This window comes from Pseudomonas sp. RA_35y_Pfl2_P32 (assembly GCF_963970735.1).
Lineage (GTDB): Bacteria > Pseudomonadota > Gammaproteobacteria > Pseudomonadales > Pseudomonadaceae > Aquipseudomonas.
Genome location: NZ_CAXAQF010000005.1, coordinates 80,937 through 104,720, shown reverse-complemented (window position 1 = coordinate 104,720; position 23,784 = coordinate 80,937). Strand labels below are relative to the sequence as shown.

The 23,784-nt window shown below is 61.7% G+C and carries 18 protein-coding genes and 1 pseudogene; 11 read left to right on the top strand and 8 right to left on the bottom strand.

Annotated features, from left to right (window positions below):
- Nucleotides 1-13: 13 nt before the first annotated feature.
- Nucleotides 14-622, bottom strand: a complete 609-nt coding sequence (gene ccoO / locus AACY45_RS06640) for a cytochrome-c oxidase, cbb3-type subunit II (RefSeq protein ID WP_095165359.1) — start codon at nt 620-622, stop codon at nt 14-16.
- A 10-nt stretch (nt 623-632) separates the two neighbouring features.
- Nucleotides 633-2,057, bottom strand: a complete 1,425-nt coding sequence (gene ccoN, locus AACY45_RS06635) for a cytochrome-c oxidase, cbb3-type subunit I (protein ID WP_339544716.1) — start codon at nt 2,055-2,057, stop codon at nt 633-635.
- 98 nt (nt 2,058-2,155) lie between these two features.
- Between ccoN and AACY45_RS06630 the strand changes: the two genes are divergently transcribed.
- Complete coding sequence (locus AACY45_RS06630) at nt 2,156-2,833, top strand: alpha/beta family hydrolase (protein ID WP_339544715.1); 678 nt, start codon at nt 2,156-2,158, stop codon at nt 2,831-2,833.
- 125 nt (nt 2,834-2,958) lie between these two features.
- Here AACY45_RS06630 and AACY45_RS06625 read toward each other — a convergent pair whose 3' ends face one another.
- Together AACY45_RS06625 and acnA are read right to left on the bottom strand one after the other, a co-directional pair.
- Nucleotides 2,959-4,524, bottom strand: coding sequence for a methyl-accepting chemotaxis protein (locus tag AACY45_RS06625; RefSeq protein WP_339544714.1), 1,566 nt, complete (start codon nt 4,522-4,524; stop codon nt 2,959-2,961).
- Nucleotides 4,525-4,747: 223 nt separating this feature from the next.
- Nucleotides 4,748-7,489: an aconitate hydratase AcnA gene (gene acnA, locus AACY45_RS06620; RefSeq protein WP_339544713.1), complete on the bottom strand. Its 2,742-nt coding sequence runs from the start codon at nt 7,487-7,489 to the stop codon at nt 4,748-4,750.
- A gap of 198 nt (nt 7,490-7,687) precedes the next feature.
- Between acnA and rlmM the strand changes: the two genes are divergently transcribed.
- Both rlmM and tusA read left to right on the top strand, forming a co-directional pair.
- Nucleotides 7,688-8,761, top strand: coding sequence for a 23S rRNA (cytidine(2498)-2'-O)-methyltransferase RlmM (rlmM, locus tag AACY45_RS06615; protein ID WP_339544712.1), 1,074 nt, complete (start codon nt 7,688-7,690; stop codon nt 8,759-8,761).
- Nucleotides 8,762-8,867: 106 nt separating this feature from the next.
- On the top strand, nt 8,868-9,119 hold the full coding sequence (gene tusA / locus AACY45_RS06610; protein ID WP_371927888.1) for a sulfurtransferase TusA: 252 nt from the start codon (nt 8,868-8,870) through the stop codon (nt 9,117-9,119).
- Here the strand turns inward: tusA and AACY45_RS06605 are convergent.
- Complete coding sequence (locus AACY45_RS06605) at nt 9,116-10,543, bottom strand: MATE family efflux transporter (RefSeq protein ID WP_339544711.1); 1,428 nt, start codon at nt 10,541-10,543, stop codon at nt 9,116-9,118. The genes tusA and AACY45_RS06605 overlap by 4 nt on opposite strands.
- 148 nt (nt 10,544-10,691) lie before the next feature.
- Here AACY45_RS06605 and pdxB point away from each other — a divergent pair, with 148 nt between their 5' ends.
- Nucleotides 10,692-11,834, top strand: a complete 1,143-nt coding sequence (gene pdxB, locus AACY45_RS06600; protein WP_339544710.1) for a 4-phosphoerythronate dehydrogenase PdxB — start codon at nt 10,692-10,694, stop codon at nt 11,832-11,834.
- Nucleotides 11,835-11,898: 64 nt separating this feature from the next.
- Here pdxB and AACY45_RS06595 read toward each other — a convergent pair whose 3' ends face one another.
- Nucleotides 11,899-12,078, bottom strand: coding sequence for a PA1571 family protein (locus AACY45_RS06595; protein WP_339544709.1), 180 nt, complete (start codon nt 12,076-12,078; stop codon nt 11,899-11,901).
- Between the two features lie 260 nt (nt 12,079-12,338).
- Here AACY45_RS06595 and AACY45_RS06590 point away from each other — a divergent pair, with 260 nt between their 5' ends.
- Nucleotides 12,339-14,114 (top strand): ABC transporter transmembrane domain-containing protein, encoded by a 1,776-nt coding sequence (locus AACY45_RS06590; protein ID WP_339544708.1) that lies wholly within the window; start codon nt 12,339-12,341, stop codon nt 14,112-14,114.
- Nucleotides 14,115-14,317: 203 nt separating this feature from the next.
- Here AACY45_RS06590 and AACY45_RS06585 read toward each other — a convergent pair whose 3' ends face one another.
- Nucleotides 14,318-16,246, bottom strand: a complete 1,929-nt coding sequence (locus AACY45_RS06585; RefSeq protein WP_339544707.1) for a transglycosylase SLT domain-containing protein — start codon at nt 16,244-16,246, stop codon at nt 14,318-14,320.
- A gap of 213 nt (nt 16,247-16,459) precedes the next feature.
- Between AACY45_RS06585 and AACY45_RS06580 the strand changes: the two genes are divergently transcribed.
- Both AACY45_RS06580 and AACY45_RS06575 read left to right on the top strand, forming a co-directional pair.
- Nucleotides 16,460-18,376 (top strand): ATP-binding cassette domain-containing protein, encoded by a 1,917-nt coding sequence (locus AACY45_RS06580; RefSeq protein WP_339544706.1) that lies wholly within the window; start codon nt 16,460-16,462, stop codon nt 18,374-18,376.
- A gap of 101 nt (nt 18,377-18,477) precedes the next feature.
- Nucleotides 18,478-18,573: pseudogene (locus AACY45_RS06575) on the top strand (outer membrane lipoprotein carrier protein LolA); the annotation flags it as partial.
- Here the strand turns inward: AACY45_RS06575 and AACY45_RS06570 are convergent.
- Entirely contained in the window at nt 18,564-19,001 is a 438-nt protein-coding gene (locus AACY45_RS06570; RefSeq protein WP_166591879.1) for a universal stress protein, read from the bottom strand. The pseudogene AACY45_RS06575 and the gene AACY45_RS06570 sit on opposite strands and share 10 nt — an antisense overlap.
- Nucleotides 19,002-19,105: 104 nt before the next feature.
- Between AACY45_RS06570 and AACY45_RS06565 the strand changes: the two genes are divergently transcribed.
- The 4 genes from AACY45_RS06565 (at nt 19,106) to AACY45_RS06550 (ending at nt 23,751) form a co-directional block, all read left to right on the top strand.
- The gene (locus tag AACY45_RS06565; RefSeq protein WP_339544705.1) at nt 19,106-19,543 is read left to right on the top strand and encodes a hypothetical protein; all 438 of its coding nucleotides are present in this window, start codon (nt 19,106-19,108) and stop codon (nt 19,541-19,543) included.
- Between the two features lie 517 nt (nt 19,544-20,060).
- Entirely contained in the window at nt 20,061-22,208 is a 2,148-nt protein-coding gene (fadB, locus tag AACY45_RS06560; protein WP_339544704.1) for a fatty acid oxidation complex subunit alpha FadB, read from the top strand.
- A 31-nt stretch (nt 22,209-22,239) separates the two neighbouring features.
- Nucleotides 22,240-23,415, top strand: coding sequence for an acetyl-CoA C-acyltransferase FadA (fadA, locus tag AACY45_RS06555; RefSeq protein ID WP_025212747.1), 1,176 nt, complete (start codon nt 22,240-22,242; stop codon nt 23,413-23,415).
- Nucleotides 23,416-23,514: 99 nt separating this feature from the next.
- Nucleotides 23,515-23,751: a DUF1653 domain-containing protein gene (locus AACY45_RS06550; protein WP_095165329.1), complete on the top strand. Its 237-nt coding sequence runs from the start codon at nt 23,515-23,517 to the stop codon at nt 23,749-23,751.
- The last annotated feature ends 33 nt before the right edge of the window (nt 23,752-23,784 follow it).

Below are 23,784 nucleotides of genomic sequence, written 5' to 3'. Positions count from 1 at the left end.
CATAGGGCATGGCTCACCTCTTGCTCTTGATCGCAGTGCCGAGCACTTGCAGGTAGGAGACCAGGGCGTCCATCTCGGTCTTGCCCTTGAGCGTGGCGACTGACCCGGCGATGTCCTCGTCGGTGTAAGGCACGCCCAGGGTGCGCATGACCTTGAGCTTGGTTTCGGTGTTGCTGCTGTCCACGGCTTGGGTGACCAGCCACGGGTAGGCAGGCATTTTCGACTCCGGCACCACGTTGCGTGGGTTGTACAGGTGGGCGCGGTGCCAGTCATCGGAGTAACGGCCGCCGACCCGGGCCAGGTCCGGACCGGTGCGCTTGGAGCCCCACAGGAACGGGTGGTCCCAGACGCTTTCACCGGCTACCGAGTAGTGGCCGTAACGTTCGGTCTCGGCGCGGAACGGCCGGATCATCTGCGAGTGGCACTGCACACAGCCTTCGCGGATGTAGATGTCGCGGCCTTCCAGTTGCAGCGCGGTGTAGGGCTTCATGCCTTCGACGGGCTTGTTGGTGACGTCCTGGAAGAACAGCGGGACGATCTGGGTCAGACCGCCGATGCTCACCGCAAAGACCATCAGCAACAGCAGCAGGCCGACGTTTTTTTCAATCGTTTCGTGTTTCATGGTGGACTCCTCAGGCCATCTGCGCCGCGGCGGCGACTTCGGCTGGTTGGGCCTCACGCACGGTGCGCCAGGTGTTGTAGGCCATCAGGAACATGCCGCTCAGGAAGATCGCACCGCCGACCAGGCGTACGACGAAGCCTGGGTGGCTGGCCACCAGGGTTTCCACGAAGGAGTAGGTCAGGGTCCCGTCTTCGTTGACGGCGCGCCACATCAGGCCCTGGGCGATGCCGTTGACCCACATCGAGGCGATGTAGAGCACGGTGCCGATGGTGGCGAGCCAGAAGTGCGCGTTGATCAGGCCGACACTGTGCATCTGCTGGCGGCCGAAGATTTTCGGGATCATGTGGTACAGCGCACCGATGGAGATCATCGCCACCCAGCCGAGGGCGCCGGCGTGTACGTGGCCGATGGTCCAGTCGGTGTAGTGGGACAGCGCGTTGACCGTCTTGATGGCCATCATCGGGCCTTCGAAGGTGGACATGCCGTAGAACGCCAGGGACACCACCAGAAAGCGCAGAATCGGATCGCTGCGCAACTTATGCCAGGCGCCCGAGAGGGTCATCATGCCGTTGATCATGCCGCCCCAGCTCGGTGCCAGCAGAATCAGCGACATCACCATGCCCAGCGACTGTGCCCAGTCCGGCAGCGCGGTGTAGTGCAGATGGTGCGGGCCAGCCCAGATGTACAGGGTGATCAGGGCCCAGAAGTGCACGATCGACAGGCGATAGGAATACACCGGACGCTCGGCCTGTTTCGGCACGAAGTAGTACATCATCCCGAGGAAGCCGGCGGTGAGGAAGAAGCCTACGGCGTTATGGCCGTACCACCACTGGACCATGGCATCGGTCGCACCGGCATACACCGAGTAGGACTTGGTCAGGCTGACTGGCAGTTCCACGTTGTTGACGATGTGCAGGATGGCCACGGTGATGATGAACGCACCGAAGAACCAGTTGCCGACGTAGATGTGCTTGGTCTTGCGCTTCATCAGCGTGCCGAAGAACACAATGGCGTAGGCGACCCAGACGATGGTGATCAGGATGTCGATCGGCCATTCCAGTTCGGCGTATTCCTTGGAGCTGGTGTAGCCCAGGGGCAGGGTAATGGCTGCCAGCAGGATCACCAATTGCCAGCCCCAGAAGGTGAACGCGGCGATTTTTGGCGCGAACAATTGCGTCTGGCACGTGCGTTGGACCGAGTAGAACGAGGCGGCAAACAGCGCGCAGCCACCGAAGGCGAAGATCACTGCGTTAGTGTGTAACGGGCGCAGGCGACCGAAGCTGGTCCACGGCAAGTTGAAGTTCAGTTCGGGCCAGACCAATTGAGCCGCGAGAAAAACCCCGAGCCCCATGCCGACGATGCCCCATACCACCGTCATAATGGCGAATTGGCGGACCACCTTGTAGTTATAGGCGGTACTTAAAGAAGTGTTCATGGTTCCCCATCCACGGATCAGTTGAAGTGAACGCGTGCGCGCAAGGCGCGAACGCTCCCTTCGCCTGGAGTTATAGGCAGATTAAAAGCGAGGCAAGCATGGACAAAGAGCACAAGGCCAGTATTGACGGGGATCAATGGGCGCAGTGTGTGCGCGAGCGGGGGTGGCTGTGGGATGGCGCCTCGAGCCCGGCCGTGGCGACCTTGATTCTTGCCCATGGGGCCGGTGCGCCGATGGACAGTGCCTGGATGGGTGACATGGCTGCACGCCTTGCTGTCCGCGGGGTCAATGTGCTGCGCTTCGAGTTTCCCTACATGGCCCAGCGACGCCTGGACGGCGGTCGACGCCCCCCCAATCCGGCGCCCAAGCTGCTCGAGTGCTGGCGTGAGGTGTATAGCCTGGTGCGACGTCATGTCGCTGGGCGCCTGGCCATTGGCGGCAAGTCCATGGGCGGGCGCATGGCCAGCCTGCTGGCCGATGAGTTGGGTGCGGATGGGTTGGTGTGCCTGGGGTATCCGTTCTATGCGGTGGGTAAGCCGCACAAGCCACGGGTCGAGCATCTGGCCGGGCTGAAAACCCGGACCTTGATCGTGCAGGGAGCGCGCGATGCATTGGGCAATCGCGAGGCGGTCGAGGGGTACACACTGTCACCGGGTATCGAAGTGTTGTGGCTGGTGGCGGGGGATCATGACTTGAAGCCATTGAAGGCTTCGGGGTTGACCCATGAGCAGCATTTGGCTGCGGCGGCGAGTCGGGTGGCGGCGTTTCTCGGCTGAGTGTTGGATGGCCTGTCGGGGACTCATCGCGAGCAAGCTCGCTCCCACATCAGAACTGCAGTGAACACAGGTTTTTTGTTCAGCAACGTTCAACTGTGGGAGCGCGCCTGCTCGCGATGACGGCGTCAGCGGTTGAAGCGCGCCACCAGCGAATACTGGGTATTCGCAGTCCGGGTCAGTTCTTCGCTCAGCAGTGCCGAGTTCTGTGCCTGTTCCGAGGTGTGGTCGGCCAGCTCGGAAATGTTGCTGATGTTGCGGCTGATCTCTTCGGCCACCGCGCTCTGCTCCTCGGTGGCGGCGGCGATCTGGGTGGTCATGTCGGTGATGTTGGCCACCGCTTCGCTGATGCCCACCAGGGCCTGGTCGGCCTCCAGTACCCGCGCCACGCCTTCTTCAGCCTGGCGATGGCCGGCTTCCATGGTTTGCACGGCGGTGCTGGCGGTTTGCTGGAGCTTGGCGATCAAGCTGTGGATCTGCCCGGTCGACTCGCTGGTGCGTTGCGCCAGTTGCCGGACTTCGTCGGCCACCACCGCAAACCCCCGGCCCATCTCGCCGGCACGGGCTGCCTCAATGGCGGCGTTGAGGGCCAGCAGGTTGGTCTGGTCGGCGATGCCTTTGATCACATCGACCACGCCGCCGATCTCGTCGCTGTCCTTGGCCAGTTGGGTCACGGTCAGGCCGGTTTCCCCGACCACCACCGACAGGCGCTGGATGGCCTCGCGGGTTTCCCCGGCGATATCGCGGCCGCGCCCGGTCAGGCGGTTGGCTTCCTGGGTCGCGTCTGCGGTGCGCTGGACGTGGCTGGCCACTTCCTGGGTGGTGGCGGCCATCTGGTTGACGGCGGTGGCCACCTGCTCGGTTTCCACGCGCTGGCGCTCAAGGCCGGTGGAGCTGTTGTGGGCCAACTGGTCGGACTGGCGCGCCTGTTCGGTCAGGTGCTCGGCGGTGTCCTGCAGGCGGGTCAGGCAGGTTTTCAAGCGGGCTTCCTGGCTGAGGATCGACATCTCCAGGCGCGCCTGGGCGCCACGGCTGTCGGTGTACATCTGGGCGATCAACGGGTCGGAGGTGGTCTGCTCGGCCAGGCGTAACAGACGCTTGAGACCGCGTTGTTGCCAGCTCAGCCCGAGCAGGCCCAGGGGCACCGAAAGGCCCGCGGCCAGAGCAAAGCCCCATTGCGAGTTGAGGGTGGCACCGATCATGAAGCTCAACTGGCTGACCAGAATGAACGGCAGCCAGTCCTGCAGCACCGGCAGCCATTTGTCACGCTGGGGAACGGCGGACTTACCCTGGTTGATGCGCTGGTACAGGGTTTCGGCGCGGCGGATCTGCTCGGCGGTGGGCTTGACCCGCACTGACTCGTAGCCGATCACCTGGTTGCCGTCGAACACCGGGGTCACGTAGGCATTGACCCAGTAATGGTCACCGTTCTGGCAGCGATTCTTGACAATGCCCATCCATGGCAGGCCTTGTTTCAATGTGCCCCACATATGCGCGAACACCGCCGACGGCACGTCGGGGTGACGGACCAGGTTGTGCGGCGCACGGATCAGTTCTTCACGGGAGAACCCACTGATTTCGACGAAAGCGTCGTTGCAGTAGTTGATCACGCCTTTGGCATCGGTGGTGGAAATCAACCGTTGCTGAGCCGGAAAGGTCCGTTCGCGTTGTGTGATGGGCTGGTTGTTACGCATGGCTGTTTCAATCCGCAAGGCTTTGACAGGGTTTCGGCCAGCCCGCTGAATTATTGAAATTTTTTTCAAGGAATCGGCGCTGCGTCGTAAAACGACCGGTGCGTCATTTGCCGTCAGATAAACCCTTGCGGGTTCAGGCAGGCGTTTGTGGCCCTACCAATCATGTACTCGCGCTGCTGAAAGGGCAGCGCGAGTACCCACCGAAAAGCGCTCGGGGTTGCCCTTACGAGGCGATCAACTGCCGCAACACGTAATGCAGGATCCCCCCGGCCTTGAAGTACTCCACTTCATTGAGGGTGTCGATCCGGCACAGCACCTCGACTTTCTCGCGGCTGCCGTCCTCACGGGTGATGATCAGGGACAGGTTCATCCGAGGGGTCAGTTCCACGCCGCTGAGCCCCTGGATGCTCAGGGTTTCCCTGCCGGTCAGGTTCAGGCTCTTGCGGTTCTGGTCGAGCTTGAATTGCAGCGGCAGGACGCCCATGCCCACCAGGTTGGAGCGGTGAATCCGTTCAAAACTTTCGGCGATCACCGCCTTGATCCCCAGCAGGTTGGTGCCCTTGGCGGCCCAGTCGCGGCTGGAACCGGTGCCGTATTCCTGCCCGGCGATCACCACCAGCGGGGTGCCGGCGGCCTGGTAGCGCATGGCCGCGTCATAGATCGCCATTCTCTCGCCAGTGGGGATGTACAGGGTGTTGCCGCCTTCTTCGCCGCCGAGCATTTCATTGCGGATGCGAATGTTGGCGAAGGTGCCGCGCATCATCACTTCATGGTTGCCGCGCCGTGAGCCGTAGGAGTTGAAATCCCGTGGCTCCACCCCTTGCGCACGCAGGTAGTGGCCAGCCGGGCTGTCGGCCTTGATGTTGCCAGCGGGGGAGATGTGGTCGGTGGTCACCGAGTCGCCCAGCAGCGCCAGCACCCGTGCGTGGCTGATGTCCTCGATTACCGGGGGCGGGCCGTCGATGTGGTCGAAGAACGGCGGGTGCTGGATGTAGGTGGAGTCTGGCTGCCAGACATAGGTCGCCGCTTGCGGCACCTCGATGGCTTGCCACTGTTCGTCGCCGGCGAACACTTCGGCGTACTCCTTGTGGAACATGGCGGTATTGACCTGGTTCACCGCGTCGGCGATCTCCTGGGTGCTGGGCCAGATATCGCGCAGGTACACCGGGTTGCCGTCCTTGTCGTCCCCCAGTGACTCGCGGCTGATATCGATGCGCACCGTGCCGGCCAGCGCATAGGCCACCACCAGCGGCGGAGAGGCGAGCCAGTTGGTTTTCACCAGGGGATGGACCCGGCCCTCGAAGTTACGGTTGCCCGACAGCACTGAGGCGACGGTGAGGTCGGAGCCCTGGATGGCTTTTTCGATCGGCTCCGGCAAGGGGCCGGAGTTGCCGATACAGGTGGTGCAGCCATACCCCACCAGGGCAAAGCCCAGTTGATCAAGGTATTGGGTCAGGCCGGCGGCCTTGTAGTAGTCGGTCACCACTTTGGAGCCGGGCGCCAGGGAACTCTTGACCCAAGGTTTGCGTCGCAGGCCTTTTTCCACGGCTTTTTTCGCCACCAGCCCGGCCGCCATCATTACGCTGGGGTTGGAGGTGTTGGTGCAGGAGGTGATGGCGGCAATCACCACCGCGCCGTTTTTCAGGCGATAGGTCTGACCCTCGTACAGGTAATCCGCTTCGCCGACCAGGTCGGCATTGCCGACGGCCACGCCACCACCGCCCTCACTTTCCAGGCGGCCTTCTTCCTTGCTGGTGGGTTTGACCTGCAGGCCGAGGAAATCGCTGAAGGCCTGGGCCACATTCGGCAACGAGACCCGGTCTTGCGGGCGTTTAGGTCCGGCGAGGCTGGCTTCGACGCTGCCCATGTCCAGCGCCAGGCTGTCGCTGAACACCGGCTCCTGGCCGGGCAGGCGCCACAGACCCTGGGCTTTGCTGTAGGCCTCCACCAGCTTGACCACCGCGTCTGGGCGCCCGGATAGGCTCAGGTAGTCCAATGTCACTTGGTCCACCGGAAAGAAGCCGCAGGTCGCGCCGTATTCCGGCGCCATGTTGGCGATGGTGGCGCGGTCAGCCAGGGGCAGTTCGGCCAGGCCGTCGCCGTAGAACTCGACGAATTTGCCCACCACGCCTTTCTTGCGCAGCATCTGGGTCACGGTCAGCACCAGGTCGGTGGCGGTGATGCCCTCCTTGAGCTTGCCGGTGAGCTTGAAGCCGATCACCTCCGGAATCAGCATCGACACCGGCTGGCCGAGCATCGCCGCTTCGGCCTCGATTCCGCCGACTCCCCAACCCAATACCCCGAGACCGTTGATCATGGTGGTGTGGGAGTCGGTGCCCACCAGTGTGTCGGGGAAGGCATAGGTGCGGCCGTCTTCGTCCTTGGTCCACACCGTGCGGCCGAGGTATTCGAGGTTCACCTGGTGGCAGATGCCGGTGCCTGGCGGGACCACGCTGAAGTTGTCGAAGGCGCTCTGGCCCCAGCGCAGGAAGGCGTAGCGTTCGCCATTGCGCTGCATCTCGATGTCGACGTTTTCTTCGAATGCGCTGCTGCTGGCAAATTTGTCGACCATCACCGAGTGGTCGATCACCAGGTCCACCGGTGACAGCGGATTGATGCGCTGCGGGTCGCCGCCGGCCTTGGCCATGGCGGCGCGCATGGCGGCCAGGTCGACCACCGCCGGCACTCCGGTAAAGTCTTGCATCAATACCCGCGCCGGGCGGTACTGGATTTCCCGGTCGCTGCGCCGCTCCTTGAGCCAGGCGGCGAGGGCCTTGAGGTCGGCGCCGGTGACGGTTTTTCCATCTTCCCAGCGCAGCAGGTTTTCCAGCAGGACTTTGAGCGACATCGGCAACGGGTCGAGGTTGCCCAGGGCTTTGGCAGCCGCTGGCAAGCTGAAGTAGTGATAGGTCTTGTCGTCGACTTGCAGGGTGCTAAGGGTTTTCAGGCTATCGAGGGACGGCATTGAAATGACTCCTTTGGGTCCGCGCGGCTACGGACTGACGGGACGGACAGAGCATTAAACCTAGCTCTGTTTTAAGTAGCTGGCTAATTACTGGACTCTATGGGCGGGTCCAGGGTTGCGAAGTCAGTTATTATGCGCCGGTTTTCGTGACAGGCTTTGCTACAGGGCAAGTTTGCGCGCACTTGCCCAGGAGATTTAATGAACATCCTCTTTATGCATTGCCGGCCGGGCTTCGAAGGTGAAGTCTGCTCGGAGATCGCCGAACATGCCGCGCGTTTGAACGTGGCCGGCTACGCCAAGGCAAAAACCGCCAGCGCCTGCGCCGAGTTCGTCTGCACCGAGGAAGACGGCGCCGAGCGCTTGATGCGCGGCCAGCGTTTTGCCCAGTTGATCTTCCCGCGGCAATGGGCCCGCGGGATCTTCATCGACCTGCCGGAAACCGATCGCATCAGTGTGATCCTCGCCCACCTGGCGGATTTCCCGGTGTGCGGCAGCCTGTGGCTGGAAATGGTCGATACCAATGATGGCAAGGAGCTGTCGAACTTCTGCAAGAAATTTGAAGGCCATCTGCGCAAGGCGCTCATGGCGGCGGGCAAGTTGGTGGAAGACCCCCACAAGCCGCGTTTGCTGCTGACCTTCAAAAGCGGGCGCGAAGTGTTCATGGGCCTGGCGGAAGCCAACAACTCGGCGATGTGGCCGATGGGCATCCCGCGCCTGAAGTTCCCCCGTGAAGCGCCAAGTCGTTCCACCCTGAAACTGGAAGAGGCCTGGCACCACTTCATCCCGCGTGATCAGTGGGACGAGCGCCTGCACAGCGACATGACCGGCGTCGACCTCGGCGCCGCACCGGGTGGCTGGACCTGGCAACTGGTCAATCGGGGCATGCTGGTGACGGCCATCGACAACGGGCCGATGGCTGAAAGCCTGATGGACACCGGGCTGGTGCAGCACTTGATGGCCGACGGCTTCACCTTTAAGCCCAAGCAGCCGGTGGACTGGATGGTCTGTGACATCGTCGAGAAACCGGCGCGTAACGCCGCGATGCTGGAAGAGTGGATCGGTGACGGGCATTGCCGCGAAGCGGTGGTCAACCTGAAGCTGCCGATGAAGCAGCGTTATGCCGAAGTGAAGCGCCTGCTGGAACGCATTGCGGAAGGCTTCAAGGCCCGCGGGATCCGGGTCGATATCGGCTGCAAGCAGCTGTACCACGACCGCGAGGAAGTGACCTGCCATTTGCGTCGCCATGATGTGAAAAAAACCAGATCCCGTTGAGCGGGCCCATCGCGAGCGGGGTCGCGTTCACAGTAATGGTGTTATGCCATAGCTGACGCAGCCCCTGGCTTTGCGCGACAATGCCGGCACGTTTCAGGAGTCAGACATGAGTGAATTGATCCATACGCCGGTTGACGGCACCCTCGACGCCACCGGCCTGAACTGTCCGGAACCGGTGATGATGCTGCACCAACACATTCGCGACCTGGTCCCGGGCGGCCTGCTCAAGGTGATCGCCACGGACCCTTCGACCCGTCGCGACATTCCCAAGTTCTGCGTGTTTCTCGACCATGAACTGGTCGGCCAGCATGAGGACAGCGGGACCTACCTGTACTGGATTCGCAAGAAGTCCGTTTAACTGGCGTTTACAGGGCCGGTGGTGCGCTGATGAATACGGATCCGCTTGCGGGCGCTGCGCACCAGGCGGATCGACAGCATCAGCGCCGCGCAGCTCAGGCCGGCGATCAGGCCTTCCCACAACCCGCTCGGGCCGCTGGCCGGGCCGAACCAGTCGGTCAGTCCCAGCACGTAGCCTACTGGCAGGCCGATGCCCCAATAGGCGAACAGGGTCAGGATCATCGTCACCCGGGTGTCCTGATAGCCCCGTAGCGCCCCGGCACAGATCACCTGGATCGCATCGGAGAACTGGTACAGCGCGGCATACACAATCAGCATCGAGGCGATCTGGATCACGCTCTGGTCAGGGGTGTAGATCGAGGCGATGGGTTCGCGCAGCAGCAGGATCAGGCTTGCCGAGAATGCCGCAAACACCAGGGCCGCGCCCAGCCCGACCTTCGTCGCGAAACGCGCCTGGTAGGGGTTGCCGGCCCCCAGTGCCTGGCCGACCCGGACCGTGACCGCCATCCCCAGCGAGTAGGGAATCATGAACAGCAGCGAGCTGATGTTCAGTGCGATCTGGTGCCCGGCCACCACGGTCGAGCCGAGGCTGCCGATCAGCAGGGCAATGACCGCGAAGATGCTCGATTCGGCGAACACCGCGATGCCGATTGGCAGGCCGATGCCGATCAGGCGCTTGATCACCGCCCATTGCGGTCGATCGATCCGCACCAGGACCCGGGTGCGGGCATAGAAGGGCGCCCAACGGGTCCAGCCGGCCATGCTCAGGGCCATGAACCACATGACGATGCCACTGGCCCAGCCGCAGCCAACGCCGCCCATGGCCGGCAGGCCGAAGTGACCATAGATCAGCGCATAGTTGAGCGGGATGTTGAGCAGCAGGCCGCTCAGGCCGATGGCCATGCTCGGGCGGGTGCGCCCCATGCCATCGCTATAGCAGCGCAGCATGTAGTAGAAGGCAATGCCCGGAAAGCCGAAGGCGATTCCCTGCAGGTAGCCCATGCTCGGGTCGATCAGCAGTGGGTCGACTTTCATCCAATGCAGGATCGGCTCGGCGCTGAGCAACAGGCCGCTGCCCAGCAGGCCGACGAACAGCGCCAGCCACAGGGCCTGGCGGGTCAGCGGGCCGATCTGCTCGAGTTGCCCGGCGCCAAAACGCTGGGCGACCTTGGGCGTGGTAGCCAGCAGCACGCCGGTCATCAACAGGTACACCGGAATCCAGATCGAGTTACCCAGGGCTACTGCCGCCAGGTCTCGTGGGCTGACCCGGCCGGCCATCACCGCATCGACAAACCCCATGGCGGTGGTGGCCAGTTGCGCGACCATGATCGGCATGGCCAGGCCAAGCAGGCCTTTGAGCTCCAGACGAACCAGGGTGGTGCGGGGCGGGGCAGTAGCGGTGGTGCTGTCAGTCACGGCGTTCACAGGCGAAGCGTCCAAAGGGTTTTGATGCGCAAGGCGGCGCATTCTACGCCCTGACACAGCAGTCAGGAAAACTCCAGTGTTGCGGATTTGTAATCGCCGCCTCTGGTGGGAGCTGCGCTACACTGCCGGTCCGCCAAAGGAGCCTGCCATGCTGATTGTTGCTGACGAAAATATTCCGCTGCTCGATGCCTTCTTCGAAGGTTTCGGCGAAATCCGCCGTGTGCCGGGCCGGTCCATCGATCGCGCGACCGTCGAGCAGGCCGATGTGCTGCTGGTGCGCTCGGTGACCAACGTCAGTCGCGACCTGCTGCAAGGCAGCAAGGTGCGGTTTGTCGGCACTTGCACCATTGGCACCGATCACCTGGACCTGGACTACTTTGCCCAGGCCGATATCAGTTGGTCCAGCGCCCCAGGCTGCAATGCCCGCGGTGTGGTCGACTATGTGCTGGGCAGCTTGCTGACCCTGGCCGAGATCGAAGGCGTAGCCCTGGCCGAACGCACCTATGGGGTGGTCGGGGCTGGCGAAGTCGGCGGGCGGCTGGTCAAAGTGCTGCAAGGCCTGGGCTGGAAGGTGCTGGTCTGCGACCCACCGCGCCAGGCGGCCGAAGGGGGGGGTTACGCCAGCCTTGAGCAAGTCATCGCACAATGCGACGTGATCAGCCTGCACACCCCCTTGACCTCGTCCGGCGAGCAGTCGACCCGGCACCTGTTCGATCGTCAGCGCCTGGAGCAACTCAAGCCGGGTGCCTGGTTGATCAATGCCAGTCGCGGGCCGGTGGTGGATAACCAGGCGCTGCGCGAAGTGCTGCTGGAGCGTGAAGACCTGCAAGCGGTACTGGACGTCTGGGAAGGCGAGCCGAGTGTCGATATTGCCCTCGCCGAACTGTGCGTGATCGCCACCCCGCACATTGCCGGCTATAGCCTCGATGGCAAGCAGCGTGGCACTGCGCAGATCTATCAGGCGCTGTGCCAGTTCCTTGGCCAGCCGGCGACCGTATCACTGGAGCAACTGCTGCCCGCCCCCTGGCTGGCACAGGTCAGCCTGAGCGCCAGCAGTGATCCGGCCTGGGCCCTGGCGATGCTCTGCCGTGGGGTGTACGACCCGCGCCGCGACGATGCGGATTTTCGGCGCAGCCTGGTGGTCGGCACAGCGGAGCAACGCGCGGCATTTGACCTGCTGCGCAAGCACTACCCGGAACGCCGCGAGATTGACGGGCTACGCGTGCAGATCGAGGGTCAGTCGCCTGAGTTGCGAGAGATCGTGGCGGCCTTGGGCGCGCAGGCGCTCTAGCGCAACCGCGGCTATAAAAAACCCGGCCTGGAGAGGCCGGGTTCGAAGACGTCAGGCTTGTATGTCACTTATGTTCGGCAGGCTTGACCAATCGCTGTTCCAGATCGCGGCATGCGCTCTGGATCATGTCTTCAGTGATCGGTACTTCGCGGCCTTTGGCGTCAATAATGGCGCACCCCAGAGACTGGTGCGGCTGCGTGCGGATCACTTGAATCTTGTCATCGCTGCTGTGTTGCAAGGACATGGCCTGTCTCCTCATCAGGTTGTGCGCTTACTGTAAGTCCGCCAAGTGACCACTCTGTTACAGCTTTCCACAGGGCGGCAAGGCGGTACGTTCAGTCCACCAGAAATACCCGTGGACTACCAGCCGGACTTTAGACCAATAGCATCTAGGCGCTATTGTTACAGGTCATATTCAATCCGACTGATTACGATTTACCCAAGTTCCCCTGAATTGACCGGTGTACGCTGGCCCGCGTTAATTCTTTCAGTTGGCCCTATTGGATGATCCTGATGCTGTCAGCCCGCCACCGTCGCGCGATTCGTTTGTCCCTGCATTTTATTGCGCCGTATCGCTGGCAGGCCTTGGGTGCCTTGCTGGCGCTGATCGTCACCGCCGGCATTACTTTGTCCATGGGGCAGGGCATTCGCCTGTTGGTGGACCAGGGCTTCATGACCCAGTCGCCACACCTGCTCAATCAGAGCATTGGCCTGTTTCTGCTGCTGGTGGTGGGTTTGGCGGTCGGCACCTTCACCCGGTTTTACCTGGTGTCGTGGATTGGCGAGCGGTGTGTAGCGGACATCCGCCGGCAGGTGTTCAACCACCTGATCTACTTGCACCCCGGGTTTTATGAGGGCAACCGCAGTTCCGAGATCCAGTCGCGCCTGACCGCCGATACCACCTTGCTGCAATCGGTGATCGGTTCGTCGCTGTCGCTGTTCTTGCGCAATGCCTTGATGGTGATTGGCGGCATCGTGCTGCTGTTCATCACCAACCCGAAGTTGACCAGCATTGTGGTGGTGGCGCTGCCGCTGGTGCTGGCGCCGATTCTGATTTTCGGCCGTCGGGTACGCAGCCTGTCGCGCCTGAGCCAGGACCGGATTGCCGATGTCGGCAGCTACGTGTCTGAGGCCCTGGGTCAGATCAAGACGGTCCAGGCCTACAACCACCAGGCCCAGGACGAGCAGCGTTTCGCGACCACGGTGGAACAGGCGTTCGACACCGCGCGCAAACGCATTCTGCAGCGTGCCTGGCTGATCACTTTGGTGATCATCCTGGTGCTCGGCGCAGTCGGGGTCATGCTCTGGGTCGGTGGCATGGACGTGATCGCCGGGCGCATCAGCGCTGGGGAACTGGCAGCGTTCGTGTTTTACAGCCTGATCGTTGGCAGTGCCTTTGGCACCCTGAGCGAAGTGATCGGCGAATTGCAGCGAGCTGCCGGTGCGGCCGAGCGGATTGCCGAGTTGCTGCGTGCGGAAAACATCATCCAGCCGCCACCCAGCGGCCAAGTGACCTTGCCCGAACGGGTTCGTGGCGAGTTGCAATTGCAGGAGGTGCGCTTCAGCTATCCCTCGCGCCCGCAAAGCTATGCCGTCGATGGCTTGAGTCTGCGGATCAACGCCGGCGAAACCCTGGCGCTGGTTGGCCCGTCGGGAGCGGGGAAGTCGACGGTGTATGACCTGCTGCTGCGCTTCTACGACCCGCTGCAGGGGCGGATCCTGCTGGACGGGGTAGACCTGACCCTGCTGGACCCCCAGGACCTGCGTCGCTGTTTCGCCCTGGTCTCACAAAACCCGGCGCTGTTTTTTGGCAGCGTTGAAGAAAACATTCGTTATGGCAAACCCGAGGCAACCCTGGCACAGGTCCAGGAGGCCGCGCGGATTGCCTACGCCCACGACTTTATCGAGCAGATGCCCGCCGGCTACCAGACCCACTTGGGCGATGGCGGGCTGGGCCTTTCCGGTGGCCAGCGCCAGCGCCTGGCCATTGCTCGCGCCTTGCTGGTGGATGGGCCGATCCTGTTGCTGGATGAGGCCACCAGCGCCCTGGATGCCCAGAGCGAGCACCTGATCCAGCAAGCCCTGCCGAGCCTGATGAAAAACCGCACCACCCTGGTCATCGCCCATCGCCTGGCCACCGTGAAAAACGCCGACCGGATCGCCGTGATGGACCAGGGCAAACTGGTGGCAGTGGGCACCCATCAGCAACTGATCAGCAGCAATGCGCTGTACGCGCGGCTGGCGGCGTTGCAGTTCAGTGATGGGCCTGCGGTGTCATAAGGGAAGGTGCCGGGGTTGGGCGTTCAGGTCGGCAGGAGGCTGATTTCCGGCATTGAACCGACCCGGTAACCGACCCCCAAGTCCTGTTGTTGAGGGTGATCCGGGGGGGGGGCAGTCAGGATTGGCACCCAAGGCCAGCTCAATCCCGCCAAAAAAATGCCCGCATCAAACGATGCGGGCATTTTTTATCTCAGTGCTAGAGGTCACTGGTTGTCAAAGTAGCGCTCATGCCAATCCACCAGCGGCTGGGGTGAGTTGAGCTTCTGTCCGTAGATCACCGAATAAGACAGCACGTTCTGTACATACTGGCGGGTTTCGTCGAATGGGATGCTTTCTACCCAGACGTCGAAGCTCAGGTGGTCGGCGCCGCGCAGCCATTGGCGCACGCGGCCGGGGCCGGCGTTGTACGCGGCGGAGGCGAGTACCCGGTTACCGTTGAACTGGCTGTGGACCTGGCTCAGGTACGCCGCGCCAAGCTGGATGTTGGTGTCCGGGTTGAGTACCTGTTGAGGCGAGGCCAGGGGGATGCTGAATTTGCGCGCGGTTTCCTTGGCGGTGCCGGGCATCAGCTGCATCAGGCCGCTGGCGCCGACGCCGGAGCGGGCGTCATCCATGAAGGCGCTTTCCTGGCGGGTAATGGCGAACACCCAGCTGGAGTGCAGGCCACGGACCTTGGCTTCGCGGACCAGGGTGCTGCGGTGGGCCATTGGGAAACGGATGTCCAGGTCGTCCCAGTACTGCGCCTGGCTGATGGTGCGGATGGCCGGGAAGTACCATTTCAGGTCGTAGGCCAGTTTGGCCTGAGCCACCATTTCGTCCCGGTTGAAGTGACGACTGACGTGGTACCACTCGCGGCGGCCGTCGACGATTTGTCCGCGGGCATGGAACTCCAGGGCGCGGCGCACCCCGGGGGTATTGCGTACTTTGTTGATCAAGGCCTGGCTCATCACCAGGGGCTTGTTGTTCAGCGAGTACGGGGATTGGGAGCGGTCGGCGGCGAGGAAGCCGTAGAAGTCCCGCTCACGGGCGAGGTTGCGGTACAGGGTCTGCGCTTCCGGGTTCTGTGGTTGTGCCAGTTCCAGGCTGCGGGCCTGCCAGTAGCGCCAGCGGTTGGTGGTGGCCAGGTCTTGCGGCAGGCGTCGGGTCAACTGATAGGCATCGTCCCAGCGGGCCAGGCGTAGCAGTAGGCGCAGGCGCCATTCGGACACGGTGTTGTCCCGCAGTTCCGGGTCGTACTTGGTCATCACGTCGAGGGCGCGGCTGTCGAAGCGGCGGGCCAGGGTCAGGCCGATTTCCCGGGCAATCGCGACTTTTTCATCGCGGGAAAAATGCATGCTGCTGGCATAACCGTCGAGCAGGGCCATGGCCTTTTCCGGGTCCTGGCGGGCCAGGCGTCGCAGGCCCAGGCTGACCACGTCGGCCATGGGTTCATCCGCCGGGGTGAAACGCGATGGCTGGTTCAGCAGTTCGGGTTTTTGTGCCACGTCCACCAACAGGCGGCCACGGGGCGCCAGGGTGGTCATGCTGCTGACCAGGCTGTTGGCCAGCGCGTAGTTGCGAGCCTGTGCGGCCAGCTTGGCGCGCTCCCAGCGCTTCTGCTCAGTCAGTTGGCCTTGGGCTGCCCACATGCCAAACAGGGCGTCACACGCGGCCGGCTGGGATTTGCCGGTCAGCCACAATTTTTCGGTGTTGGCGTAGCCTTCAGCCTTGAGGTTGTGGCTGATCTGGTACTGCGCGTTGAGACAGTCCAGCTCGGTGAAATTGAGCTTGGGGTCGTAGTACTTCTGGAAGGTCGTCCAGTCCCCCCGATCGGCCAGCCAGCGCAACCAGCGCAACTTCATCCAGTTGGCCTGGGGCAGGTCGCCGTGTTCGGCGAGGAACTTCTCGATTTCGGCGTTGCTCGCGCTTTTCAGGCGGGCAGTCAGTTCGTCATACGCCAGGTAGGGCTCCAGCGGGTAGTCGGCGAGGGCCTGGCTGTAGCGAAAATACGGGCCGGTGTCGCCCTTGGCCAGGGCGCGCTTGGCTTCATCGTAATATTTGCGCTGGGTGGGCAGGTCCGCTGCCTGGGCGGATTGAACGGCAGTGGCTGAAAGAAGCAGGCAGGATAAAAAGCTGAAGAGGCGACTGCGCATGAGACATCCGGGCAGAAAAATCATGACAAGTGCCAGCAGGTGCCAGCACTGATTATCTGTAGCTTAGCCTTTTGCCAGCAACGGGTGAAAGCTTTGCCGGCCCGTCGGCACAAGTTCGCAACAATTAATCTGCAGAGTGCTCCTGCAGTGAAAATGCCGGCCTTCTGACGCCTCAAGTCAGGTAGAATGCGCGCCCAGTTTTTGGAGAAGCTCATGACCCTGCTCAAATTCAGCGATGTGTCCCTTGCTTTCGGCGCTATGCCGTTGTTGGACAAGGTGTCCTGGCAGATCGCCCGTGGTGAGCGGGTGTGCATCATCGGCCGCAACGGCACAGGCAAGTCCAGCATGATGAAGCTGGTCAAGGGCGATCAGAAGCCCGATGACGGCTCCGTTTGGCGTGCGCCTGGCCTCAAGATCGGCGAATTGCCGCAAGAATTGCCGGTGGCCGACGAGCGGACGGTGTTCGACGTGGTAGCCGAAGGCCTGGACGGTGTCGGCGAGTTGCTCGCGCAGTACCATCACCTGAGCCAGAACATCGTCACCGACGCCGACCTGGACAAGTTGATGCACGTCCAGCACGACCTCGAAGCCCGCGATGGCTGGCGTTTGCAGCAATTGGTCGACAGCACCCTGAGCCGTCTGCAATTGCCTGCCGACAAGACCCTCGCCGAATTGTCCGGCGGCTGGCGTCGTCGCGTCCTGCTGGCGCAGGCCCTGGTCTCCGAGCCGGACCTGCTGCTGCTCGACGAACCGACCAACCACCTGGACATCGGTGCAATTGCCTGGCTGGAAGAAGCCCTGAAGGATTTCCAGGGCGCCGTGCTGTTCATCACGCACGACCGTTCATTCCTGCAGAACCTGGCCACCCGCATCCTCGAACTGGATCGCGGCGGGCTGATCGACTGGAACGGCGACTACGCCAGCTTCCTGGTGCACAAGGAAGCCACGCTGGCGGCCGAAGAGACCGCCAACGCGCTGTTCGACAAAAAGCTGGCCCAGGAAGAAGTCTGGATCCGCCAGGGCATCAAGGCCCGTCGCACCCGTAACGAAGGCCGCGTGCGCGCCCTCAAGGCCCTGCGCGTCGAGCGCAGCGAGCGTCGTGAGCGCACCGGAAAGGCGAACATTCAGCTGGACACCGCTGACAAATCCGGCAAGCAGGTGATGGTCCTCGAGAACGTGAGTTTTGCTCACCCGGGTGGTCCATTCCTGATCAAGGATTTCTCGATGGTCCTGACGCGCGGCGACCGTATCGGCCTGCTCGGCGCCAACGGTACCGGCAAGACCACCTTGCTCAAGCTGATGCTCAACGGCCTGCAACCGACCAGTGGCACGGTAGAGGAGGGGACGCGTATCGACGTGGCCTACTTCGACCAGTTGCGCCACCAGTTGGATCTGGAAAAGACCGTGATCGACAACGTTGCCGAAGGTCGCGATTTCATCGATATCGACGGCCAGAGCCGCCACGTGTTGAGCTACCTCGGCGATTTCCTGTTCAGTCCGCAGCGTGCCCGCACGCCGGTCAAGGCGCTGTCCGGGGGCGAGCGTGCCCGTCTGTTGCTGGCCAAGTTGTTCAGCAAGCCAGCCAACCTGCTGGTGCTCGACGAACCGACCAACGACCTGGACGTGGAAACCCTCGAACTGCTGGAAGAGGTCCTGCTGACCTTCAACGGCACCGTGCTGATGGTCAGCCACGACCGGGCATTCCTCGACAACGTGGTGACCAGCACCCTGGTCTTCGAAGGTGAAGGCAAGGTGCGCGAATACGTAGGCGGTTATCAGGACTGGCTGCGCCAGGGAGGCTCGCCACGCCTGCTGGGCGTGACCGAGAGCAAATCCGGCAAGGCCGACCTGAACTCGGCCGTGGTCACTGCGGCGCCTGCGCCAGTAGCGGCGGTGGAAGCACCGGCGGCCAAGAAGAAGCTCAGCTACAAGTTGCAGCGTGAACTCGAAGCCCTGCCGGGTCAGATCGAAGCCATGGAGCAGCAGATCGCGGCGGTCGAAGCGCAAATGGCGGACGCTGGTTTCTACCTGCGTCCTGCTGCCGAGACCGCGGCCGTGATTGCCCAGCTGGAGCAGTTGCAGGCTGAGCTTGAGGTCATGGTCGAGCGTTGGGCCGAGCTGGATGCCTGATTGATCCTGCGCTAAAAAAGCCCGGCGCTCAGTGATGAGTGCCGGGCTTTTTGTATGCAGCAGGATCGAATCGTACCCCGGTAGGAGCGAGTTTGCTCGCGATGGTCGTCAACGATGACACGGAAAGACTGACACTCCGTGGCGCTCTCAGGTTCATCGCGAGCAAGCTCGCTCCTACAGGGGGGTGTCAGCTTTTGACCAGGCGTACCGCCAGCACATCGCACGGTGCGCCGTGCAGCACGTCATTGGCGGTGGAGCCCAGCAGCAATGCCAGGCCGTGACGGCCATGGCTGCCTACCACGATCAGGTCGCAAGCCTGTTCCTTGGCGAAATGGTGGATTTCCTGGCGCGGCTGGCCGTAGGTCAGGTGACTGCAGTCCTTGGTCAGTTCCGGGTACTTGAGGATCAAGCGCTCGAGGCGCTCCTTGGCCTGGTCGAACTGCTGTTGTTGCAGTTGCGACAGGTCCATCGGTACGTCACCACCGAAGGCCATCGCCATCGGTTCGACGATGTGCACCAGGGACAGTTTGGCGCTGTTGCTCACCGCCAGCTCGCGGGCGCGGTGAATCACGGGATCGCATTCTTCGGTGAGATCGACGGCGACCAGAATATGGTGGTAGGGCATGGGGTGCACCTCCTGAGGATTGCGATAAGGGTAAGTATGGCTGGTTTCAAGCGTATTGGTTTCGACAGAGATCAATGCGCCCATCAAAAATCGGGAGTACAGATATGACGGTCTGGATAGTGGTGTCAATCCTTGCGGTAATGCTCAGCCCTCTGGCATGGCTCGCCCCGTCGCGTCGCCAGGGCGGCAGGATGGCCCTGCGCATGGAGGCGCGGCGCATTGGCCTGGCCATGCAACTGGCGCCGCAGGAGTGGCCGCACTGGCTGCAGCCGGAGCCCCCCAGCCCGTGTGCGCAGTACCATCGGCCGCGCCGTGGCAGCCGGCCGGCGTGCTGGAGCTATTGGCAGAAAACCCCGGGACTGTGGGTCAATCAGTGGCAGGAACCTTGCGAAGATCCGGCCTTGCTGATTCATTTCGAAAAGTTGCCAGGCAATGTCTACAAGGTCGAAGCGGACAAGCAGATGGTCACCCTGTATTGGGGCGAGAAGGGCGACCCCCAGGTGTTGCAGCAGATCGACGCCACCCTCAAGGCGCTCGCCTGAGCAAAACGTGTTTAATGATGGACGTTAAAAAGCCCGACAATCAGCATCGGGCTGGAGTTGGCCAGGCAGGCCGGAAATTTTCTGTCGTGCTGATCCTACGCTGGGTATTGCGCCCAATGCGCTGATTTTTTCCTCTATCGCCCCTGCCAGCGTAGCTGCTCGAGCCGCGCTTGCTGCAGATTAGGGCGACGATTCTAAATATTGATTCTATGAATGACAGTACATGCAGCCGCGTGTTGCTGGTCTTCGTGTTACGGAAATGACCGCAAAGTCGCGTTTCAACCCGTGTTTTGGGCGATTGACAATTGTCGGAAATTCCGTGAAGGTGGCGTACCCAAATCAAACGGGCGTATGAATTGAGCGTTTGTATGTCAGAGCGCTCCTACAGAATCCCGACTATCGCGTTGGCGGGTGTGCCTGGTGGAATGGCGTTAGCATCGACAGTAGTGTCCATGCCCAGCCAGGACATCAGCGTCCGACGTGTACTGTTCAGCTTCCATATCGTGGAGATCAGTTGATGATTTACGAAGGTAAAGCCATCACGGTTAAGGCTCTTGAAAGTGGCATCGTCGAACTGAAGTTCGACCTCAAGGGTGAGTCCGTCAACAAGTTCAACCGTCTAACCCTGAACGAACTGCGTTCGGCCGTGGACGCCATCAAGGCAGATGCGTCGGTCAAGGGCGTGATCGTCAGCAGCGGTAAAGACGTGTTTATCGTCGGCGCCGACATCACCGAATTCGTCGACAACTTCAAGCTGCCGGATGCCGAGCTGGTTGCGGGCAACCTCGAAGCCAACAAGATTTTCAGCGATTTCGAAGACCTCAACGTGCCAACCGTCGCCGCGATCAACGGCATCGCGTTGGGCGGCGGTCTGGAAATGTGCCTGGCCGCGGATTACCGCGTCATGTCCACCAAGGCCAAGATCGGTCTGCCGGAAGTCAAGCTGGGCATCTACCCAGGCTTTGGCGGTACCGTGCGCCTGCCGCGCATCATCGGTGCCGACAACGCCATCGAGTGGATTGCCGCCGGCAAGGAAAATCGTCCTGAAGACGCACTGAAAGTCGGTGCGGTGGATGCGGTGGTTGAAGCCGACAAACTGCAGGAAGCTGCGCTGGAGCTGATCAAACGCGCCATTTCCGGCGAGTTCGACTACAAGGCCAAGCGTCAGCCGAAGCTGGAAAAGCTCAAGCTCAACGCCATCGAGCAAATGATGGCGTTCGAAACCGCCAAGGGTTTTGTCGCCGGTCAAGCTGGCCCGAACTACCCGGCGCCGGTCGAAGCGATCAAGACCATCCAGAAAGCCGCGAACTTCGGTCGCGACAAGGCCCTGGAAATCGAAGCCGCCGGTTTCGTCAAGCTGGCCAAGACTTCTGCTGCGCAGAGCTTGATCGGTCTGTTCCTGAACGATCAGGAACTGAAGAAAAAAGCCAAGGCCTACGACGAAATCGCCAAGGACGTGAAACAGGCTGCTGTATTGGGCGCCGGTATCATGGGTGGCGGTATCGCTTATCAGTCGGCGTCCAAAGGCACGCCGATCCTGATGAAAGACATCAACGAGCACGGTATCGAGCAGGGCCTGGCGGAAGCCGCCAAGCTGCTGGTGGGCCGCGTTGATAAAGGTCGCATGACCGCTGCGAAAATGGCTGAAGTGCTCAACGGCATTCGTCCTACCCTGTCCTACGGCGACTTCGGTCACGTCGACCTGGTGGTGGAAGCCGTGGTCGAGAACCCGAAAGTCAAGCAAGCCGTGCTGGCTGAAGTCGAAGACCAGGTCAAAGAGGACACCATCCTCGCGTCCAACACCTCGACCATTTCCATCAGCCTGCTGGCCAAGGCCCTCAAGCGTCCGGAAAACTTCGTCGGCATGCACTTCTTCAACCCGGTGCACATGATGCCGCTGGTGGAAGTGATTCGTGGCGAGAAGTCCAGCGAGCTGGCTGTGGCCACCACCGTTGCCTACGCCAAGAAAATGGGCAAGAACCCGATCGTGGTCAACGACTGCCCGGGCTTTTTGGTCAACCGCGTGTTGTTCCCGTACTTCGGCGGTTTCGCCAAGCTGGTCAGCGCCGGTGTGGACTTCGTGCGTATCGACAAGATCATGGAAAAGTTCGGCTGGCCGATGGGCCCGGCGTACCTGATGGACGTAGTCGGCATCGACACCGGTCACCACGGGCGTGACGTCATGGCTGAAGGCTTCCCGGACCGCATGAAAGACGACCGTCGTTCGGCCGTAGACGTGCTCTACGAAGCCAAGCGCCTGGGCCAGAAGAACGGCAAGGGCTTCTACGCCTACGAGACCGACAAGCGCGGCAAGCAGAAGAAAGTGGCCGACCCGTCGGTGCTGGAAGTGCTCAAGCCAATCGTTTACGAGCAGCGCGAAGTCACAGATGAAGACATCATCAACTGGATGATGATCCCGCTGTGCCTGGAAACCGTGCGTTGCCTGGAGGACGGCATTGTCGAGACGGCTGCCGAAGCCGACATGGGCCTGGTCTACGGTATTGGTTTCCCTCCATTCCGTGGCGGTGCACTGCGCTACATCGATTCGCTCGGTGTTGCCGAGTTCGTTGCCCTGGCTGACCAGTACGCTGATTTGGGCGCGCTGTACCACCCGACCGCCAAACTGCGCGAGATGGCCAAGACTGGCCAGCGGTTCTTCGGTTAAGCGTCCAACTTTTGAGCGAGAGTGAAATTTTATGAGCTTGAATCCTAGAGACGTCGTGATTGTCGACTTCGGTCGTACTCCGATGGGCCGCTCCAAGGGCGGCATGCACCGCAACACCCGCGCTGAAGACATGTCGGCGCACCTGATCAGCAAACTGCTGGAACGCAACGTCAAGGTCGACCCGAACGAAGTCGAGGACGTGATCTGGGGCTGCGTCAACCAGACCCTGGAGCAGGGCTGGAACATCGCCCGCATGGCGTCCCTGATGACGCAGATCCCACACACCGCTGCCGGCCAGACCGTCAGCCGCCTGTGTGGCTCGTCCATGAGCGCCCTGCACACTGCCGCGCAAGCGATCATGACCGGCAATGGTGACGTCTTTGTCGTCGGCGGCGTCGAGCATATGGGTCACGTGAGCATGATGCACGGTGTCGATCCGAACCCGCACATGTCGCTGTACGCGGCCAAAGCGTCGGGCATGATGGGCCTGACCGCGGAAATGCTCGGCAAGATGCACGGTATTACCCGTGAGCAGCAGGATGCCTTCGGCGTGCGTTCCCACCAACTCGCCCACAAGGCGACCGTGGAAGGCAAGTTCAAGGACGAAATCATCCCGATGCAGGGTTACGACGAGAACGGTTTCCTGAAACTGTTCGACTACGACGAAACCATTCGTCCGGAAACCACCCTGGAAAGCCTGGCGGCCTTGAAGCCAGCGTTCAATCCCAAGGGCGGCACCGTGACAGCCGGTACTTCGTCGCAGATCACCGATGGTGCTTCGTGCATGATCGTGATGTCGGCGCAGCGTGCCCAGGACCTGGGTATCCAGCCAATGGCGGTGATCCGTTCGATGGCGGTGGCGGGTGTGGATCCGGCGATCATGGGCTATGGTCCAGTACCGGCGACACAAAAAGCACTGAAGCGCGCGGGTCTGAGCATCTCCGACATCGACTTCTTCGAACTCAACGAAGCTTTCGCTGCACAGGCCCTGCCGGTGCTGAAAGATCTGAAAGTGCTCGACAAGATGAACGAGAAGGTTAACCTGCACGGCGGCGCGATCGCCCTGGGTCACCCATTCGGTTGCTCCGGTGCACGTATCTCCGGCACCCTGCTCAATGTCATGAAGCAGAATGGCGGCACTTTCGGTGTATCGACCATGTGCATTGGCCTCGGCCAGGGCATTGCCACCGTCTTCGAACGCGTTTAAGCGTTGCGTTGACGGAAGCCGGGGCCAAGTGCCCCGGTTTTTGTTTTTCTGAAGGTTTTTTTGTTTTTTATTTCGACGTATTTGAACGAGGCCCAGAGCATGCCGATCCAACCCGGGCTCTACCAGCATTACAAAGGTCCGCAGTACCGTGTTTTTAACGTTGCACGGCACTCTGAAACCGAAGAAGAAGTGGTCTTCTACCAAGCCCTGTATGGCGATTACGGCTTTTGGGTGCGCCCTTTGAGCATGTTTCTGGAGTCGGTCGAAGTTGACGGCGAGCAGGTCCCGCGCTTTGCTTTGGTGCAGGCCGAACCCAGCCTTTTTTCCCGGCCATAAGCGCAAGTCGCGCGGAACCCTGCGCTTGACCTC